16 protein-coding genes and 1 pseudogene are annotated in these 14,855 nt (G+C 37.3%); 13 read left to right on the forward strand and 4 right to left on the reverse strand.

Annotated elements, in window-relative coordinates; all coding sequences use genetic code 11:
* The 4 genes and pseudogenes from FTU65_RS15275 to FTU65_RS15290 form a co-directional block, all read left to right on the forward strand.
* Positions 1 to 107, forward strand: a pseudogene (locus FTU65_RS15275) (IS5/IS1182 family transposase); the annotation flags it as partial.
* A 77-nt stretch (positions 108 to 184) separates the two neighbouring features.
* Positions 185 to 601 carry a DNA breaking-rejoining protein gene (locus FTU65_RS15280; RefSeq protein ID WP_180005517.1) on the forward strand — a complete coding sequence of 139 codons (417 nt, stop codon included), beginning with the start codon at positions 185 to 187 and terminating at the stop codon, positions 599 to 601.
* A 463-nt stretch (positions 602 to 1,064) separates the two neighbouring features.
* Positions 1,065 to 3,035 carry a choline BCCT transporter BetT gene (locus FTU65_RS15285; protein ID WP_180005518.1) on the forward strand — a complete coding sequence of 657 codons (1,971 nt, stop codon included), beginning with the start codon at positions 1,065 to 1,067 and terminating at the stop codon, positions 3,033 to 3,035.
* 246 nt (positions 3,036 to 3,281) lie between these two features.
* The gene (locus tag FTU65_RS15290; protein WP_180005519.1) at positions 3,282 to 4,442 is read left to right on the forward strand and encodes an MFS transporter; all 1,161 of its coding nucleotides are present in this window, start codon (positions 3,282 to 3,284) and stop codon (positions 4,440 to 4,442) included.
* Positions 4,443 to 4,466: 24 nt separating this feature from the next.
* Here the strand turns inward: FTU65_RS15290 and FTU65_RS15295 are convergent, their stop codons facing one another.
* Positions 4,467 to 5,849, reverse strand: a complete 1,383-nt coding sequence (locus FTU65_RS15295; protein ID WP_257222251.1) for a sensor domain-containing diguanylate cyclase — start codon at positions 5,847 to 5,849, stop codon at positions 4,467 to 4,469.
* Between the two features lie 299 nt (positions 5,850 to 6,148).
* On the opposite strand from FTU65_RS15295, the gene FTU65_RS15300 reads away from it, so the two are divergent.
* Positions 6,149 to 6,631, forward strand: a complete 483-nt coding sequence (locus tag FTU65_RS15300; protein WP_078190792.1) for a hypothetical protein — start codon at positions 6,149 to 6,151, stop codon at positions 6,629 to 6,631.
* 74 nt (positions 6,632 to 6,705) lie between these two features.
* Here FTU65_RS15300 and accC read toward each other — a convergent pair whose 3' ends face one another.
* From accC to aroQ, 3 genes are read right to left on the reverse strand one after another with little or no spacing between them, the layout of a single operon-like run.
* Entirely contained in the window at positions 6,706 to 8,067 is a 1,362-nt protein-coding gene (gene accC / locus FTU65_RS15305) for an acetyl-CoA carboxylase biotin carboxylase subunit (protein ID WP_078190791.1), read from the reverse strand.
* A gap of 17 nt (positions 8,068 to 8,084) precedes the next feature.
* Positions 8,085 to 8,501, reverse strand: a complete 417-nt coding sequence (gene accB / locus FTU65_RS15310; protein ID WP_078190790.1) for an acetyl-CoA carboxylase biotin carboxyl carrier protein — start codon at positions 8,499 to 8,501, stop codon at positions 8,085 to 8,087.
* Between the two features lie 15 nt (positions 8,502 to 8,516).
* Positions 8,517 to 8,972 (reverse strand): type II 3-dehydroquinate dehydratase, encoded by a 456-nt coding sequence (gene aroQ, locus FTU65_RS15315; protein WP_078190789.1) that lies wholly within the window; start codon positions 8,970 to 8,972, stop codon positions 8,517 to 8,519.
* Between the two features lie 1,117 nt (positions 8,973 to 10,089).
* Between aroQ and FTU65_RS15320 the strand changes: the two genes are divergently transcribed.
* The 8 genes from FTU65_RS15320 to FTU65_RS15355 all read left to right on the forward strand — a co-directional run bounded on the left by FTU65_RS15320 (position 10,090) and on the right by FTU65_RS15355 (position 14,706).
* Complete coding sequence (locus FTU65_RS15320; RefSeq protein WP_078190788.1) at positions 10,090 to 10,458, forward strand: hypothetical protein; 369 nt, start codon at positions 10,090 to 10,092, stop codon at positions 10,456 to 10,458.
* Positions 10,459 to 10,461: 3 nt separating this feature from the next.
* Positions 10,462 to 10,854, forward strand: coding sequence for a hypothetical protein (locus FTU65_RS15325; RefSeq protein WP_180066018.1), 393 nt, complete (start codon positions 10,462 to 10,464; stop codon positions 10,852 to 10,854).
* Positions 10,855 to 11,439: 585 nt separating this feature from the next.
* Positions 11,440 to 11,700, forward strand: a complete 261-nt coding sequence (locus tag FTU65_RS15330) for a hypothetical protein (protein ID WP_180023738.1) — start codon at positions 11,440 to 11,442, stop codon at positions 11,698 to 11,700.
* 3 nt (positions 11,701 to 11,703) lie between these two features.
* Positions 11,704 to 12,459, forward strand: coding sequence for a zeta toxin (locus tag FTU65_RS15335; RefSeq protein ID WP_257222726.1), 756 nt, complete (start codon positions 11,704 to 11,706; stop codon positions 12,457 to 12,459).
* Between the two features lie 40 nt (positions 12,460 to 12,499).
* Positions 12,500 to 12,745, forward strand: coding sequence for a hypothetical protein (locus FTU65_RS15340; protein WP_180066020.1), 246 nt, complete (start codon positions 12,500 to 12,502; stop codon positions 12,743 to 12,745).
* Between the two features lie 241 nt (positions 12,746 to 12,986).
* Positions 12,987 to 13,400, forward strand: a complete 414-nt coding sequence (locus FTU65_RS15345) for a YeeE/YedE family protein (protein ID WP_180005525.1) — start codon at positions 12,987 to 12,989, stop codon at positions 13,398 to 13,400.
* A gap of 2 nt (positions 13,401 to 13,402) precedes the next feature.
* A complete protein-coding gene (locus FTU65_RS15350) occupies positions 13,403 to 13,822 on the forward strand; it encodes a DUF6691 family protein (protein WP_168379500.1) in 420 nt (139 codons plus the stop codon).
* Positions 13,822 to 14,706 carry an MBL fold metallo-hydrolase gene (locus FTU65_RS15355; protein ID WP_180005526.1) on the forward strand — a complete coding sequence of 295 codons (885 nt, stop codon included), beginning with the start codon at positions 13,822 to 13,824 and terminating at the stop codon, positions 14,704 to 14,706. The genes FTU65_RS15350 and FTU65_RS15355 overlap by 1 nt, the downstream gene beginning before the upstream one ends.
* The last annotated feature ends 149 nt before the right edge of the window (positions 14,707 to 14,855 follow it).

A 14,855-nucleotide genomic window follows, 5' to 3' on the forward strand; every position in this document is an offset into this window, starting at 1 on the left:
AAACCTTCAAAATTCTTGCTGAGCGATATCGCAATCGAGGCAAAAGACTAGCATTGAGATTCAATCTAATTGCTGGAATTTATAACTTGGAGCTGAGTGAAAAATGACTTATGAAAGAAATCTATTGATGAAATTTAGAATTTCACATGATTAAAAATGATCAATTTAAAAATGGCACATAGTGATGAAAAAATTAACTTTGTTAGGTTCAATAACTTTGGCTTTGTCTGCGGCGGTTTCGCCAAGTGTATCTGCTGCACCAGTAAAACCCATTCAGTTTGCAAAAGGTGCTATTGGTACTACAGTTGCAGGATCATTTAAAGGCTACGATGACATTCAGTATAGTTTGAATGCTAAGGCTGGACAAACTTTAAGCTATAAGCTGACAAGCAATCATGATTTAGCCCAAATTAATATATATGCTCCTGGTGATAAACCAGGAAAAACAGAAGCTTTAGTGATTGGATCTACAACAGGAGTATCTGGAAAATTCAAGCTGCCAGAATCAGGCAATTATTTGATTCAGATCTACCAAATGCGGAATACGGCACGGAATAATAGAACGGTTAATTATAAATTGCATGTTGAAGCAGTTCGCTAAACTTACTTTATCTGGATCTGGATAACTTAGAAAGTAACCGAAGAAAAACCAACTAGATGAAATTATATAAGTGATAAAAAAATATTCAAAAAACCACCAAAAAGTGGTTTTTTGAATTTTGTATTAATTGGAAAATTATAAGAAATTAAGAAAAATGATATTGATAAATATAATGAATTTAGAATGAAGACATTAAATTGATCGTTTTCTTAATTTAATAAATTGCTTAATATTTAATTTAGTATCTAAAAATATGATAACATGTGCACATTCTAAACAGTGGCTTAGATTGAGTCAGCCTTTAATTTTCAATTTATGCACATGAATATTTTTAATATTTATCGTATAGAGCGAAATTACAATCGCCAGCACTCATCTTTACAAGCCTGTTTCTTCCGCAGTTAGCGGATATCTCTTTGATCAATTTTGATCTGTCTTACAAATAAAACGGAATAGGGAAGGTATGTCTTCATTGAAACCGTCATGGTATTCCAATGTGAATCCAAATGTGTTTATTAGCACAGTTGTTATTATCGGCATTTTCATTGCCATTGTATTTTTAGCTCCCAATGCTTTTGATCTAATTACTAAACAACTAAATCAATGGGTTACAAACTCATTCAGTTGGTTCTATGTGTTATCTGTAGCCATTTTTCTAATAGTGCTTATTTATATTGCCTGTTCAAATATGGGTAAAATTAAATTAGGTTTAGACCATAGCCAACCAAAATATAGTAATAGCTCCTGGTTTGCTATGTTATTTACTGCTGGTATGGGTATTGGCTTAATGTTTTTCGGTGTCGCGGAGCCAGTGATGCACTATGTATCACCTCCAACTGGTGATCCTGAAACGATCCAATCAGCGCAGCAAGCCATGCGCGTAACCTTCTTCCACTGGGGACTTCATGCATGGGCAATCTACACCATCGTTGGCTTAGCGTTAGCTTACTTTGCTTATAGACACAATCTACCTCTAAAAATTCGCTCTGCGTTATATCCTCTCATAGGAAAAAAAATCTATGGTCCAATCGGTGATGGTGTAGATACCTTTGCGACGATCGGTACTGTATTTGGTGTCGCAACGACATTAGGTTTTGGTGTAACCCAAATTAACTCCGGCCTGAATTATCTATTCAGGATTGAATATTCAACGACGACGCAACTAATTCTAATTGTCATTGTTACGGCTATGGCCTCTTTGTCCGTATTTATGGGCTTAGACAAGGGTATTAAACGATTATCAGAGATCAATTTAGGCTTAGCATTAACCCTCTTATTATTTGTATTTTTTGCTAGTTCAACAATATTTATATTACAAGCGACTATACAAAATGCTGGCCAGTATTTTTCAAACTTATTCAACATGACCTTTAATTTATATGCCTATCAATCTGATGGTTGGATTGGTGGTTGGACAATTATGTACTGGGCATGGTGGATTTCATGGTCGCCATTCGTAGGTATGTTTATTGCGCGTGTGTCTGAAGGACGTACTATTCGTGAGTTTATTGTAGGTGTTTTACTTATTCCAACAGGCTTCACGCTGATCTGGATGGGAGTCATGGGGAATGCTGCACTCTATAGTATTTTAAACGAAGCGAACACCTCGCTGATTTCTGCAGTGCAACGAGATTCATCCGTTGCGTTATTTGAATATTTAGGGACCTTGCCATTCTCAGGCGTGATGAGTTTTGTGGCGACCATTCTGGTCATGTTGTTTTTTGTGACTTCGGCAGACTCTGGGGCTTTAGTTACAGACTATCTAACTGCAAAATCTGAAAACTCTCCAACTTGGCAGCGATTGTTTTGGACAACGTTAATGGCTGTACTTGCGATTGTTTTGTTGTTTGCAGGAGGTTTAGGTGCTTTGCAATCTGCAACAATGTTGAGTGCATTACCATTCACTTTTGTAATGCTTTTAATTTGCTGGGGCTTAGTCAAGGCTCTACATTTAGATGCAACCAAGATGCAAGCATTACAGGATGCGCGTATTACACCTAAAGCAATTCATAATCCAAGAAGTTGGCAGCAACGTTTAGGATTGATTATGCATTATCCGCATACACGTGAAGAAGTTGAACAATATATTGATACAACGGTAAGCCAGGCATTTTCAAATCTACAGAAAGAGTTTAAGCGTCGTCATTTAGATGTGACGGTAAACACGATAGATGATGGCTTGCAGCTTCGTGTAAACCATCAAGATGAGATTAACTTTATCTACCAAGTAGTTGTCCAAGAAAAAAATACACCAAGCTTTATGATTGATTCAGGAGAAATTACGCAAGATTATCAAGCTGAAGTATTTTTGAGGGAAGGTGGTCAAAATTATGACATCATCGAATGGACGCAAGAAGATATCTTGCAAGATGTCATTGATCAATATGAGCGTCATCTGCATTTTTTAAATTTAGTTCGAACTAAGAGCCAATAGATAAAAAACCGCCCAAATGGGCGGTTTTTATTAACATATGAAAGTTTTATAAGTAAAAATAACATATTGTTTAATAAATAGAATAATGAGGAAATTTGATATTTTGATAAAATTATACAAATTTTGAAATAATTTAATTAAAATAAATTTGTATACTCGCCATATCCTAACCAAGCCTTTTAGATGCAAAAGTATACAACTCTGAAAAGTTTATAACCTATTGTAAATACAAAGGAATACAGCTTGATGCTTAACATTCCAATCCATTCCAAACTCGGTGGATTCTACTTTTTCTATTATTCAATAGTGGGTACATTCATGCCGTATTGGAGTTTGTATCTAGAGGATCAAGGGTTTAATTATCAAGAAATAGGTATTTTATCTTCGATTGCAATTGTCACACGTTTTTTTGCACCGTTTATTTGGGGTTGGATTGCAGATAAATCCGGCAAGCGCATGCTTTTAGTTCGAATAGCAACATGGATGGAAGCCTGTATTTGGTTTCTGATTTTTATAATTCCCAATAGTTTTCAGTCTGTTGCATTACTCATGCTGGTTTTTAGTTTCTTTCAAAATGCCATATTGGCTCAATTTGAAGGAGTAACTTTATTTTGGCTCGCTGAGCGTCGTGCAGAACTTTATGGAAAAGTCAGAAAATGGGGATCAGTTGGTTTCATTGTTGGGGTATTTGGAATAGGGGCTTTGCTAGAAATAATACCTGTTTCCATGCTTCCTATCATGTTGTTATGCATTGCATTTCTCGCATTTATTTGGTCATTTACGATTAAAGAGCCCGCTACTGCACCATCTTCACAGAAAAAACTTGAACCACTTTGGCCTATCTTAAAACGGCCTATTGTAGCGAGTTTTTTTATCATTGAATTTTTTCTGCTCTTTTCGCATGCACCGTTTTATAGTTTTTATAGCAATTACCTTAAGCAGGCTGATTTTTCGACGAGCCAAATCGGTTTTTTATGGTCTGTCGGAGTCATTGCAGAAATCATTATGTTTGCCTATGCCAATGTCTTTTTTAATCGATATTCTTGGCGTAACTTAGTGCTCATTTGTTTGGGGCTAACAGGGATGCGATGGTTGATTGTAGGCTTATATCCGGCGGTGTTTATCACTCAATTTGCTGCGCAAACGATTCATGCCTTCAGTTTTGGATTATTCCACTTAATCGCGATGCGAATCATTTTTCAAAATTTTACCGCAAGTCAACAAGGGCGAGGTCAAGCGCTATACAGTACCATGTGGGGCTTAGGTGTTGCGAGTGGCAGTATTTTAGCAGGTCGATATTGGGACATGCTTTCGGGACCCGTTATTTTTATGATCGCAGGACTGGCGGTTCTACCTGCCATGTTTTTGGTCGTGGGCTTGCCTAAAACGATTCAAAAGCCAGCTTGAAGCAATTCAGTATATTGATAAGTCTCAATGGACTAAAATCACCTGATTACGGCCGAGCTCTTTGGCTTGATATAAGGCCTGATCGGCTTGATTAATCATACTTTGCAAACTTGGAGCATTGGGCAAAGACTGATGAATCAGACCAATACTCACCGTAATATAAATCGTATTTTGTTCATCAATGAAAATAGGTGTGGTTTCAACGACTTTTCGGATACGTTCAGCGATACCTTGGGCTTCAGGTGCTGCAATGTTGGTAAGTAATATACTAAACTCTTCACCACCTATACGTGCAAATAAATCTGTTTCACGCAAATTCTTACGTACAATACCAGAAAATTCCTGTAAAACTTGGTCACCGACATAATGCCCATATTGATCATTCAATTGTTTAAAATGATCAATATCTATCATGATAATGGAAAAGTTAAGCTGAATTTGGTTTTGTAGGTAAAGCTCACCTTGCTCGAAAAAATATCGACGATTCATCGCATGCGTTAAACTATCATGATTTGCAAGGTATAAAACTTCTTTATACAGTTCGTGCCGATTGCGGCTAATAATACAAAGAATTAATGGAGCGATTATCAGCATGGCAAGGCCAATGCGTACAGAAATGGCTGTAGACAAGTAGGTGAGTGATGAATCATGTAAATAGAAGGCATTTAAATTGTAATAGGTCGCTAAAATGACTACGGCATTAATCAGAGATAGGGTAAATAATCGATAGGTTAAAGCTGCCCAAATCAGAGCCGCTAAAGGGTAGAGAATTGCGCCCGGACCAGTAGTCACTGTCGTTAAAAATACGCAGAAGATAACCGCAATAGCTGGAAATATCTTGTTGATTTGAAAGCTTTGATTGCGTCGGTCTTTGCAATACAGTTTAAGATCGGCCAGTTTAGGAAAAGACAGAATAAGCGGTAATATAATCAGCGCATTTAATATTTCAGTAATCCACCACATACCAAAATCAATCGACAATCGATCGGTCGACATAAACGTGTTGGGGATATAAGGCACAGTGAAAATAGCAAAAAGAGCACCTGCAAGGCATCCACCACAGGCGATGATGACAATCATGGTCAGAAAGGTGAAACCTTTATTATAGTTTTGATAGTTCACCTGAAAATATCGCATAAAAAATAGCGATACCATGCTGTTGGTTAAATTTGAAAAAGTGAGAAATAAAGTGAGTTGGAAATAATTGCCCGTCACTAAATCTGCGAGCATATAACCGGTAAATGCACCTAACCATCCTCCCAGATTACTCAGTTTAGGGAACCTTAAGAATATTGCTAACAATACTGCATTCGCAGGCCAAAAAATCGCTAAATAGCTTAATGGGCGGCTGAAAATACCGACTAAGCAGCAGCAAAGAATAACTGCAGCGACTATGACAAAAGCCATGCTGTGGCGTGCATTAAGCGGAGCAAGACTATTCGAATGCAGTTTCATTAGCTTATGTAAGCCTAAGTTAAATATGGGAGAATTCGTTTTTTTCGAATATTAAACGATAAAAAAGATTTTATATTATTTTATTGTAAATAGTGTGATTTGTTTGGCATTTAGCTGATTTGTAGTTTCGTTAACCGAGATTGATTTTTTGGATAAATAGGAAAAATGATTGTTATGAAAATGTGATAAACCGCGGATTTGTAAAAAAATGTGTTACTTTAAGAGCATGATTTATATGACTGATTAAATGTATGAAAATAGCATATCTTACAGTTTTACTCATGTTGAGTTCATCGTTGGTGATGGCGGCAGATAATAAGAATACAACTCAAAATTCAGAGGCTAAAAATCAAGTTGAAGCGGTGAATAGCTTTAGGGTGACAACACGTTCTGAATTGGTCGGCTTATGGGGTATGGAAATTCCGACCAATAAAAAGTGCGTTGAATATTATAATTTTAAGAGCAATAATGATGTTGTGATCAAAAGCGGTGAAGAGTGGTCATCTGGGGTATATGACTATCAACCTGCGCAAGATCCGAATGTGCAAATTCCAGCACTGATTTTGCAAGTGAAATATGACAATAATCAGATGGATTGTTCGGGCAATATTCAAGATCAAACCGGCGAAATTTCACAGTACTTTGTAAAGTGGAAAAGTCCATCGGTCATTAACTTCTGTGCCAATGATCAGGCTCAGCAATGTTTTGCGACATTGCGTCGAGTATTGCCTTAAGCATGACATATTGATATTTCTTCTTATGAAAATAAAAAACCACTCATTTGAGTGGTTTTTTTGACGCTGAAGATTTATTTATCTTCATGTCCTTCGACTTTCTTTAATAGATGCTTTTCAAGATAGTGAATATCCATTGCTTGTTCGCAGAAATTTTTATCTTGAAGAATCAAATCTTTATGTAGGGGAATATTGGTTTTCACGCCAGTTAAGATAATCTCTTCGAGAGCTTGTTTCATACGCGCAATAGAGGTGTCACGGTCTTTACCATGCGCAATGAGTTTTGCAATCATTGAATCATAGTATGGTGGGATGCTATATCCTTGATAGATATGAGAATCTAGTCGGATACCTGCGCCACCCGGTGCATAAAAATGATCGATTTTTCCCGGTGAAGGCATAAATGTAGATGGATCTTCTGCATTAATACGACATTCAATCGCATGACCTTTAAGTTGAATATCTTCTTGTTGAAGATCCAAACCTAAGCCAGCAGCAATGCGTAATTGTTGCTCGATAATATCCACACCTGTTACTTGCTCAGTAACAGGATGTTCTACTTGTACACGAGTATTCATTTCAATAAAGAAGAATTCACCTTCTTCAAATAAGAACTCAAATGTACCCGCACCACGGTATTGCATTAATTTACAAGCATTTACACATGCTTCAAGAATATGCGCACGTGCTTCTTCAGGTAAACCCGGAGCAGGCGCTTCTTCAAGCACTTTTTGATGGCGACGTTGCAATGAACAGTCACGATCATAAAGGTGAATTGCATGGCCATTACCATCTGCAAGAACTTGCACTTCGACATGGCGTGGCTTTTGAAGGAAACGTTCCATATAAACGGTGTCGTCACCAAACCACATTTCCGCATCACGTTGAGCAGCTTGTACAGATTCGAGTAGCGTGTCTACACGTTCAACGATACGCATACCACGACCACCACCACCTGAGGCAGCTTTTACGATCAATGGAAAGCCAATTTCTTTGGCTTCTGCCAATGCATTGTGAATCGTTACAGCGTGGTCACAACCCGGAACAGTTGGTACACCAGCTTTTTTCATCGCAATAATGGCAGAAACTTTGTTCCCCATTAAGCGAATGTGTTCAGGACGCGGACCGATAAAGATAAAACCTGAGTTTTCTACAATTTCAGCAAACTCAGCGTTTTCAGATAAGAAACCATAACCTGGATGGATGGCATCTGCACCGGTGATTTCAGCCGCTGTAATAATGGCAGGTATATTGAGATAACTTTCGCTGCTGGCACCTGGTCCAATGCACACAGCTTCGTCACAGAAGCGTAAGTGCATTAGGTCTTTGTCGGCATCGGAATAAATCCCTACGGTTTTAATTCCTAAAGTTTTGCAAGCGCGGGTGATGCGGAGCGCAATCTCACCACGGTTTGCAATTAAAACTTTTTGCAACATTGTGATTCCCCGTGGTCTTAAGCGCGATAGCGGAATAATGGTTGACCGAATTGGATCACTTCGCCATTTTTAACCAAAATTTCTTCAATCACACCGCTTTGAGTTGCTTCAATTGGGTTCATGATTTTCATTGCTTCGATGATACCGAGTGTTTCACCAGCAGATACAGTTTGACCAACTTTAACAAATGGTGCTTCACCTGGATTTGGCGCAGCATAGAACACACCAACCATAGGAGACGGCTCAACAGCACCACGTGGTGAACGAGGTGCAGCAGGTGCAGCGGCGGGAGCAGCCATAGCAGGCGCAGCGGCAGCAACAACTGGATTGCGACGAGTTAGAGCGATAGATTGATCGCCTTCTTTAACTTCAATCGCCTGTAAGTCAGATTCAATCATCAAATCGATGAGTTTCTTGATTTTACGGATATCCATGAACAGTATTCCTAATTAAGATTGAGAAGTTGGTTGAATTTTTTCGATGGCGAAGTCTAGTGCTGCGGCATAGCCTTTTGCACCTAAACCACAAATAACGCCAACGGCTTTATCAGATAGATAGGAGTGATGTCTAAATGCTTCGCGAGCGTGGACATTTGATAGATGTACTTCGATAAACGGAATGGCTACACCAAGAAGGGCATCACGCACAGCAACCGAAGTATGTGTTAGGGCTGCTGGGTTAATAATGATGAATTGAACGCCTTCTTGTTGCGCTTGATGAATTCGGTCGACGACAGCACCTTCCCAATTACTTTGGAAAGTGTCGAGAGAAATGGAAGCGTTTTGAGCCTGTGAAATCAGTTTTTGGTTGATATCTTCAAGTGTCAGATAGCCATAAACTTCGGGTTCACGTTTTCCCAGTAAGTTGAGATTCGGTCCATGAATGACCAAAATGGTCGAGCTCATTCAGCCTGCTCCAATAAAAAGTTGCAAATTTACTTTGCAAGATACCAGCAAAGTTTGCTCATTATGGCATAAAATTCCACATTTTTTTTATAATTTCTTTGAATTGACGTGAAAAGCATGTGCCGAGAATGGGCTATATAATGCGAACTTTGCAGAGAATTGGCAATGTTAAAAGATTACATTTTTATCATTATATTGTAGGACATCATTTTAAACCCAATTGGCTAAAACTGTTGATATCTTTTGTGTAAACTTGCTTTATCGTGGTGCATTCGTGTAGCAATAACCAGTACAAATGATTTGAAAGGTGAGATGGCTTGTACATTTGTCTTATAGATCGTCAGTTGAACAGCCTACGCATGCATAGTCGTAAAGATGGTATTTATACAGCGACTTAAAAAATTCTAAGGTTTAACTTATTTCACGCGTAAAGGAATCTAAATTGTTCTCAGTTTTCAATCGAGTTATTTGAAAGAATAAATCAGGTTTGTGTGCTAAGTATATAAAAATTAAAAGATAGTTAATTTTTTATGGTTTATAAAGCATATTTCTAAACCAATAAAATGTTTTCATCGATGATAGGGCTCAAGCTAGATATTTTGTTTGCCTTAGCGAATTAAATATTCTGTGGGAACATTTCCTTGGAAGTAGGCAGCTTTAGATATGATGAATATTTATTGCCTAGCTAAGTCATACTTTATAGACCTATATATAAGCGTATTAACCATCCTGTGTATTTTCTAGTCAGTGTTTTGAATGTATGAAGCGTGCAAGGCATTGACGATTTCTTTCACAAATCATGTAAGTTTGGAAAATCGGGTATTTGTCCAAATTTGTACAGGTATTGGCAAAAGTTAAATCTGTGGTGGTAAAGAAGCTTGCTGTTTGCATGCTGATTCTATTTTTTATTCGTCTATTTCTATGTTTTAGCGGTATATGTGTTGAATAAGTTTCCTTTCTTCTTGTTTATACTTTTACGTGGAATCTACCGCATTGAGTCTTTTGCTATAAATGAATTAATAAAACAAGGCACGAATGCTTTCGCTCGGAAAAAATTTATCTATATAAGTGTAATTCACGGTAGAATGCCCGAAACCTATATGGCCTGAGAACAAACATGGCAAAACATACGCAAAATTCATCACCTTTGGCAGAACTGATTGCAGAACAAAAACTTTTATGTGAAGAAGTGGGTTCTGCATATGTAGAAGTGCAGGGCGATGATGTAATTGCTGTGGCTGTCCATACCTTAAATAAAGATCCAATAGTTGGTATTCGTAAGCCTGCAGAAGGTGATGAAAATGTCAGTTGGTATATTTATGGCGGCGAGCTTGAAGGCGCAGATAACTTTGAAACAATGACTGTGCGTAAACTGCAAGATGTTGTGCCTGAAGTGCTACCGTATTTAGCTTTGGATGTGGGCTATCGTTTTATGATCGATGCTGATGATTATGAAGATGTCTGGAAAGAAGGTGATGAGGCTTAATTTATGCATTCTCCATTGATGTATAAACCTTATGTCTTTATTTTTTCTGTGTTTACTGCTTCTGTAATACATGCAAATGTGAAAGAAGCGGTTACTCCACAACTGACTCAAGCTGAATATAATGCTCAGATACATACATATACTGAGCAAATTAATTCAACCAAAACCATTTTAGATGACCCTACATCTACTGCAACGGGTCAGCAGCAAACTCAAGCATTTTGTTTAAGATTGAATGCATATCGACAGATTTTAGAAATATCTCAGCAAAACTCAGCTCTTGAAATGGCCAATCTAATGCGAGTGGCTTCACAGCACTATTTACAACAACAGCAACAGAGTATGCAGTCATCTGGCTTAAACGAAAGTGCATTTTGTTCGAGTCCTACAAAATAATTTAGGTTTAAATTTCTTTGCTTAAACTTTTGGGCTCTAGTCTAACTTTCTTTCATTTTGTTCTATTTTTCATAATTCGAAATGGTCTAATATTTCAAAATTATTACAGCATTATTCACTATAGGTGCAGTTTCTAATAATCTTAGAAGTTGAAAATGTAGATTGTCAGAAAATGATATGAAATATGCTTAAAGTGATAAGTCCATCACATTATTATGATCAGGTTAGAACGATTTATATGCAACAAACATCCCTGGTCCTGTTGCATAGGTCAGTACTAATACATCAACTTGTTGATGTCGTTCTCTTTTGGCCACTGAATAAGTGGCTATTTTTTTGTGAAAAATTAAATGCTTAATTGGGTGATAAATCTAATTTGGATAAAATTATTCATAATTCAGGATTTAGCATCCGCACTCAATTACACATATACGAAGTTTTGTTGGAGCAATAGAATCAAATGATTAAATCACTTTGAATTTTTATCAATTTCTTCTCAGTATGACTGATGGATAAATAGACAAATATTGCGAGTATGATAAGATGATTGAACACATTATTTTTGATGTTTGAGGAGTTGTTTACATGACAGCTTATACTTCAGTAATGAAAGCAAGCCAATATGAGGACGATATGATCCCGAGCCTTGCTATCAATGCATTTCGCCATGCTTTTGAACAAGCAAGTGCGTCATCCACTGTGGTTTATGTAAAAGGTTTACAACTGGTTCAACGTCTGCAAAATGGTCAAGAAGTACAATTAAAAGATGTATCAGCCGATTTTGTACAAGTGGATGATCTACCAAAAATCTTAAAACGTAAAAAGAAAACAGAGGAAATTGTTTAATACATGCCTCCACAACCTCGCATTAGAATGTTCGCGGGTCCAAATGGTTCAGGTAAAAGCACAGTTAAAGAATATTTATTGCCCCATCATATTGGGGCATATTTAAATGCGGATGAACTCGAAGCTCAACTGAAACATTCACACCGGCTCAATTTGTTGGATTACCATTCCGCTTTAAAATCCGAAGCATTAATTGACTTTCTATATACGAAAAAACGTCCCGCGAATGGAGAATTTATTCCTCTATTAGCACGTAAACCTCAGATATTAGATCAGTGGAAAATTGAGTTTCGTCCAGACCAGATTGACTCATATCTTTGTGCAAGAATTATCGATTACATTCGTTTGCAGTTTTTAGAACTAAAAATTAGTTTTACCTTTGAAACGGTGATGTCCCATATTTCAAAGGTGGAGTTTCTACGCGAAGCAAAAAGAAAAGGCTTTAAAACCTATCTGTATTATGTTTCCACTATTGATCCTGTTATCAATATTTCACGTGTTCAGTACCGAGTGAAAACGGGTGGACATGGTGTTCCAGAACAAAAAATTCGCGAACGTTATTATCGAAGTATGGATTTGTTAATGCAGGCGGTAGAAGCAACGGATCGTAGTTATTTATTTGATAACTCTGCCGATGGACAGCATGCTTCTTTCATTGCGGAAATTGAACAAGCTGAAATTTTAAAGATGAATTCGGGTATTCAGCGTTTACCGTGGTGGTTTGTAGATAAGGTGCTCAAAGAGTTTGAACCGAAGTAATATCAATCGTAAGTGATATAAAAAACAACAGGATAACTCTATGCAAAATATAGACAATGAATTACAACAACATTCAAACTCATCTCCATTAGATCAAACGGATCTAGATCAAGTCATTGAGCAGCAAGCTGAACAAGAACAGCAAAAAAACAATTCATCATTTGATCCTTTATCTTCTGTAGATTTGACTGACTTAGCTGAAATTGGTTCGAATATTATAGAATTGGGTTCAGATGCTTTAACGTGGGTGAGCGATGCACTCAGCGATATCAGTATTGATCTATAAACTATCTATTATTTCAATTAACTTCATAATAAACAGCCTTTATTGAAAAATCTCCGAGGATATATTTCGTGATTTTTCAAGTTTATAAATTATTTCTAAATAAATTAATCAAACACTCTTGAAACGTTGAATTTTTCAATCAGGAAAAGGCAAGTCAGAACGAATATTTCGGTTGGAGAGCTTGCATCTTTTTTTAAATAACATATTATAAAAACATATATTGTTTTTGTGGCTGATGAATATGCATCCATTTCTAACCGCTTTTCTCGGCGGGACCTTATTGGGCCTAGCCGCAGTTGGCTACCTATACGTACATGGTCGAATCGCCGGTATCAGTGGTTTAATTGCGCAAATGTTGAATCCTCAAACGATTTTAAAAACACCTGCGATATGGTTTTTAGCGGGACTTTTTATTGTGCCTTTTATCTACGGGAAAATGACCTCTGTGACAATTGAACTGGATGCAAGCCCATGGATGATGATCATTGCCGGGGTATTGGTTGGATTCGGAACGCGATTAGGTTCAGGTTGTACAAGCGGACATGGCATTTGCGGTATTAGTCGTCTTTCTAAGCGTTCATTCGTTGCAACTGCTAGTTTTATGTTGGCTGGGATTATCACAGTTTATGTAATGAGACATGTAATCGGAGCTTAATGATGAAAAATATATTGGCTTTTATTTTTGGTGGAATTTTCTCATTAGGTTTAATGATTTCGGGCATGTCTAATCCAGAAAAGGTCTTAAGTTTCCTTGATATTACAGGGCAGTGGGATGCGAGTTTAGCTTTTGTGATGATGGGAGCCATTGCAGTTGCATTTATTCCATTTCAAATGGCCGTTCGTCAATCAAAACCGACAACCTTTGATAGGAAGGCGATTGAATTACCGAGTAATAATCAAATTGATGCAAAACTCGTCATGGGGAGTGTTATCTTTGGAATAGGTTGGGGGATTGCTGGGATTTGTCCTGCGCCAGCCTTTACTTTGATCGGTCTTGGTTATTATCAAGCGATTTATTTTGTTATAGCGATGTTTGCAGGCGTCTATCTACATCGTAAAATTTCGGGAGCAAAGTAATGTCAAATCGTGCACAGGTACAACATTTTTTTGATGAAAATACCAATACATTTAGTTATGTGGTATCTGATCTACAAACAAAACGATGTGCGATTATAGACAGTGTATTGGATTATGATGCTGCTTCTGCAACTACTCAAACGAAGCATGCAGATTTGATTGTTCACTATATTCAAGAAAATAGCCTAAGCGTAGAATGGATTTTAGAAACGCATGTGCACGCAGATCACTTAACGGCATCACAATATTTAAAACAGGTTCTTGGTGGCAAAATTGCGATGAGCCATAACATCAAGATTGTGCAGGAAACATTCAGTGCCATTTATAATTTTGATGTGAAATATTTTAATTCACATCAGTCTTTTGATTATTTATTTGCAGATCATGAAGCATTTAAAATCGGCGAGTTAAATGCGTATAACATTCCAACGCCTGGACACACACCTGCTTGTCTGAGCTATGTGGTTGGTGATGATGCTGTGTTTGTCGGTGATACCTTATTTATGCCTGATTATGGCACAGCACGCTGTGATTTTCCCAAGGGCAGTGCAGCAGTATTATTCGATTCAGTACAAAAGATTTATCAGTTAGCACCTGAAATGCGCTTGTTTTTATGCCATGACTATTTACCAGAAAATCGGTCAGAATACTGCTGTGAAAGCAGTGTACATGCACAAAAGGAGCAGAATATTCATATTCACGTTGGTACGAAAAAAGAAGATTTTGTCACAATGCGAACTCAGCGTGATGCAAATTTGGCTATGCCAAAACTGATTTTACCTGCAATACAAATCAATATGGATGCAGGTAAATTTCCAAAACCAGAAGGGAATGGTATTCGCTATTTAAAAATTCCTTTTAATCACTTTAAATCTGCAAATTAAAGACAAAAATCCTTTAGGTTGAATGTATAGCCAAATCCTAAAAACTATAGAACAATAGAGATATGGGATATTCAAAAGATTTTAAAGACAAAGTCATAGAAATTATGATTCGAGATGAAATGTCTGTGCGAAAAGCAGCACAGCATTTT

It is taken from the genome of Acinetobacter sp. YH12129 (assembly GCF_013418685.1).
Lineage (GTDB): Bacteria > Pseudomonadota > Gammaproteobacteria > Pseudomonadales > Moraxellaceae > Acinetobacter > Acinetobacter amyesii.

Coding starts and splice junctions, on each gene's coding strand:
- FTU65_RS15345 (WP_180005525.1), top strand. CDS start 12,987: ATGCATCCATTTCTAACCGCTTTTCTCGGCGGGACCTTATTGGGCCTA.
- FTU65_RS15335 (WP_257222726.1), top strand. CDS start 11,704: ATGCCTCCACAACCTCGCATTAGAATGTTCGCGGGTCCAAATGGTTCA.
- FTU65_RS15340 (WP_180066020.1), top strand. CDS start 12,500: ATGCAAAATATAGACAATGAATTACAACAACATTCAAACTCATCTCCA.
- FTU65_RS15280 (WP_180005517.1), top strand. CDS start 185: ATGAAAAAATTAACTTTGTTAGGTTCAATAACTTTGGCTTTGTCTGCG.
- FTU65_RS15320 (WP_078190788.1), top strand. CDS start 10,090: ATGGCAAAACATACGCAAAATTCATCACCTTTGGCAGAACTGATTGCA.
- FTU65_RS15325 (WP_180066018.1), top strand. CDS start 10,462: ATGCATTCTCCATTGATGTATAAACCTTATGTCTTTATTTTTTCTGTG.
- aroQ (WP_078190789.1), bottom strand. CDS start 8,972: ATGAGCTCGACCATTTTGGTCATTCATGGACCGAATCTCAACTTACTG.
- FTU65_RS15350 (WP_168379500.1), top strand. CDS start 13,403: ATGAAAAATATATTGGCTTTTATTTTTGGTGGAATTTTCTCATTAGGT.
- FTU65_RS15290 (WP_180005519.1), top strand. CDS start 3,282: ATGCTTAACATTCCAATCCATTCCAAACTCGGTGGATTCTACTTTTTC.
- accC (WP_078190791.1), bottom strand. CDS start 8,067: ATGTTGCAAAAAGTTTTAATTGCAAACCGTGGTGAGATTGCGCTCCGC.
- accB (WP_078190790.1), bottom strand. CDS start 8,501: ATGGATATCCGTAAAATCAAGAAACTCATCGATTTGATGATTGAATCT.
- FTU65_RS15295 (WP_257222251.1), bottom strand. CDS start 5,849: ATGGCTTTTGTCATAGTCGCTGCAGTTATTCTTTGCTGCTGCTTAGTC.
- FTU65_RS15300 (WP_078190792.1), top strand. CDS start 6,149: ATGAAAATAGCATATCTTACAGTTTTACTCATGTTGAGTTCATCGTTG.
- FTU65_RS15330 (WP_180023738.1), top strand. CDS start 11,440: ATGACAGCTTATACTTCAGTAATGAAAGCAAGCCAATATGAGGACGAT.
- FTU65_RS15355 (WP_180005526.1), top strand. CDS start 13,822: ATGTCAAATCGTGCACAGGTACAACATTTTTTTGATGAAAATACCAAT.
- FTU65_RS15285 (WP_180005518.1), top strand. CDS start 1,065: ATGTCTTCATTGAAACCGTCATGGTATTCCAATGTGAATCCAAATGTG.